The organism is Hydrogenivirga sp. 128-5-R1-1, assembly GCF_000171895.1.
Genome location: NZ_ABHJ01000100.1, coordinates 1 through 2,573 on the forward strand (window position 1 = coordinate 1; position 2,573 = coordinate 2,573).

Consider the following 2,573-nt stretch of genomic DNA (forward strand, 5'->3'; position numbering starts at 1 on the left):
TCTTCCTCACCTTAAAGTTTATTTTTTACCTACAGATTTACCAGGTTTAAGTTTAAGCTGTTCATCCTTATATCTTATACCTTTTCCTTTATAAGGGTCTGGTTTTCTAAAGTCTCTAATTTCAGCTGCAACCTGCCCTACAAGTTGTTTATCAATACCAGAAACTTTTATAATATTTCCTTCAACAGCAATCTGAATTCCTTCAGGAGGTTCATAAACTATAGGATGGGAATATCCAAGTTGAAGCTCAAGAGTTTTACCTTTCATAGCAGCTCTATAACCTATACCTACAATCTCAAGCTCAACAGTAAATCCATTAACAACACCCTGAACCATATTAGCAAGTAAAGCTCTTGTTGTTCCATGAATAGCTCTCATAAAAGGTTCATCACTTGGTCTTTCAATTTTTATTACATTATCTTCTTTAACTATTTTTAATGCAGGATGGAATGTATTAGACAGTTCACCTTTTGGTCCTTTAACTTTTACAAAGTTATTTTCACCTATTGTAATATCAACACCTGATGGAATTTCTACAGGCTTTTTACCTATTCTTGACATTTAATTTCCTCCTAATTTCTTTACCATACATAACAAAGGATTTCACCACCAACTCGTTCTTTCCTTGCCTGAGCATCTGTTAAGATGCCTTTGTTTGTTGAAAGTATAACAGTTCCAAGACCTTTTCTTATATAAGGAATTTCAGAAACACCTGCGTATTTTCTAAGACCCGGCTTAGAAACTCTTTTTAAACCTGATATTACAGGTTTAGTATTTCTGTCATCAAGATATTTTAATTTCAAAATTAATGTACCTTGATTTCCTTTTTTATTTTTTTCAGAAACAATATAGTCTTCAATATAACCTTCTTGTTTTAATATATCAGCTATTTTTTCTTTCAATTTTGAATGAGGAATATAAACTTCACTTTTTCTTGATTTCAAAGCATTATTAATTCTTGCAAGCATATCTGCGATTGGGTCAATTATCATCTTATATCCTCCTTACCAGCTGGCCTTTTTAATTCCTGGGATTTCTCCTCTTGAAGCTCTTTCTCTGAAACATATTCTACACATATCAAACTGTCTTATATAACCTCTTGGTCTACCGCAAAGCGGGCATCTTGAATGCTTTCTTGTTTTAAATTTGGGCTCTTTTAAAAATGATTTTGCCCAAAGTGCTTTTCTTGCCATACTATTATTTCCTCCTTAAGATGCTCTAATAGGAAGCCCAAGTAATGCGAGTAAATACCTGGCTTCCTCATCTGTATTTGCTGAAGTTTCTATAATTACGTCCATACCTCTAATTCTATCTACTTTATCATAATCAATTTCAGGAAATATGATTTGTTCTTTAATACCAAAGGCATAATTTCCTCTTCCATCAAAAGACCTTGGATTTAAACCTCTAAAGTCTCTAACCCTTGGAAGGGCAACAGAGATTAATTTATCTAAAAAATCCCACATTCTTTCTTTTCTAAGGGTAACTCTGGCACCTATTGGTGCTCCCTTTCTTAATTTAAATCCAGCTTCTGATTTTTTAGCTCTTCTTATCTCTGGTCTCTGTCCTGTTATTAATGTTAAATCTTCCACTGCTCTATCAAGTTGTTTTATGTCCTGGACAGCTTCACCAACACCCATATTTACAACAATTTTTTTAATTTTAGGTATCTGCATAGGAGATTTATACCCAAACTTTTCCATTAATTTTGGAGCAACTTCTTTCTCATATTTTTCTTTTAATCTTGACTGATATGTAGCAACTGTCATTTCATTTACCTCTATTTAGTTTTTTCCCAAACAGTATCTATAATTTCACCACTTTTTCTGGCAATTCTAACTTTTTTAATTGTGTTTCCTTCTTCTATTATTTTGTATCCTACTTTTGTAGGCTTTCCTGTTTTAGGGTCTATTAAGGCAACATTTGATATGTCTATAGGTCTTTCTATATTTACTATACCACCTTCTTGAACACCTTCAATGTGCTTTAAATGTTTCTTACCAACATTAACTCCTTCAACAATTACCATAACCCTTTTGGGGCTTCTTATTACTTTTTTTACTTTTCCAGTTTTTCCTTTTTCTTTTCCTGCGATTACTATTACTTCATCGCCTGTTTTTATTTTTGTTTTTATCATTTAGATTACCTCCGGAGCTAAAGACACAATTCTGTTAAAACCTTTTGCTCTGATTTCCCTTGCAACAGGTCCTAATATACGAGTTCCTATTGGCTCAAAGTTTTTATTAATTAAAACAACAGCATTATCATCTGCTTTAACATAACTACCGTCAGGTCTTGGTACTTCTTTTTTGGTTCTAACAACAACTGCCCAGTAAACTTTACCCTTTTTAGCAGTTCCTTGAGGTAAAGCTGATTTTACTGTAACTGTGATAACATCACCTACAGTAGCAACATCTTTTTGAGCACCAAAATTTGCCTTTTTAGGTATTCCTATACATTGTACCTTTTTCGCTCCTGAATTATCCGTAACGTTTAAATAAGTCCCTCTTTGTATCATCTATCGTACCTCTTTCCTTCTTGATTTGAGACAATAATATTTTATAACGTCCAAA

At 32.9% G+C, this 2,573-nt stretch carries 6 protein-coding genes; all 6 read right to left on the reverse strand.

Annotation, left to right across the window (positions count from 1 at the left end; genetic code table 11):
- Nucleotides 1-18: 18 nt before the first annotated feature.
- From rplF to rplN, 6 genes are read right to left on the reverse strand one after another with little or no spacing between them, the layout of a single operon-like run.
- A complete protein-coding gene (gene rplF, locus HG1285_RS04820; RefSeq protein WP_008288547.1) occupies nt 19-561 on the reverse strand; it encodes a 50S ribosomal protein L6 in 543 nt (180 codons plus the stop codon).
- Between the two features lie 20 nt (nt 562-581).
- Nucleotides 582-992, reverse strand: coding sequence for a 30S ribosomal protein S8 (gene rpsH / locus HG1285_RS04815; RefSeq protein WP_008288548.1), 411 nt, complete (start codon nt 990-992; stop codon nt 582-584).
- 12 nt (nt 993-1,004) lie between these two features.
- A complete protein-coding gene (locus tag HG1285_RS19150) occupies nt 1,005-1,193 on the reverse strand; it encodes a type Z 30S ribosomal protein S14 (protein ID WP_008288550.1) in 189 nt (62 codons plus the stop codon).
- 15 nt (nt 1,194-1,208) lie between these two features.
- Complete coding sequence (rplE, locus tag HG1285_RS04810) at nt 1,209-1,769, reverse strand: 50S ribosomal protein L5 (RefSeq protein WP_008288551.1); 561 nt, start codon at nt 1,767-1,769, stop codon at nt 1,209-1,211.
- Nucleotides 1,770-1,780: 11 nt separating this feature from the next.
- A complete protein-coding gene (gene rplX, locus HG1285_RS04805) occupies nt 1,781-2,137 on the reverse strand; it encodes a 50S ribosomal protein L24 (RefSeq protein WP_008288552.1) in 357 nt (118 codons plus the stop codon).
- Nucleotides 2,138-2,518 (reverse strand): 50S ribosomal protein L14, encoded by a 381-nt coding sequence (rplN, locus tag HG1285_RS04800; RefSeq protein ID WP_008288553.1) that lies wholly within the window; start codon nt 2,516-2,518, stop codon nt 2,138-2,140.
- Nucleotides 2,519-2,573: the final 55 nt, after the last annotated feature.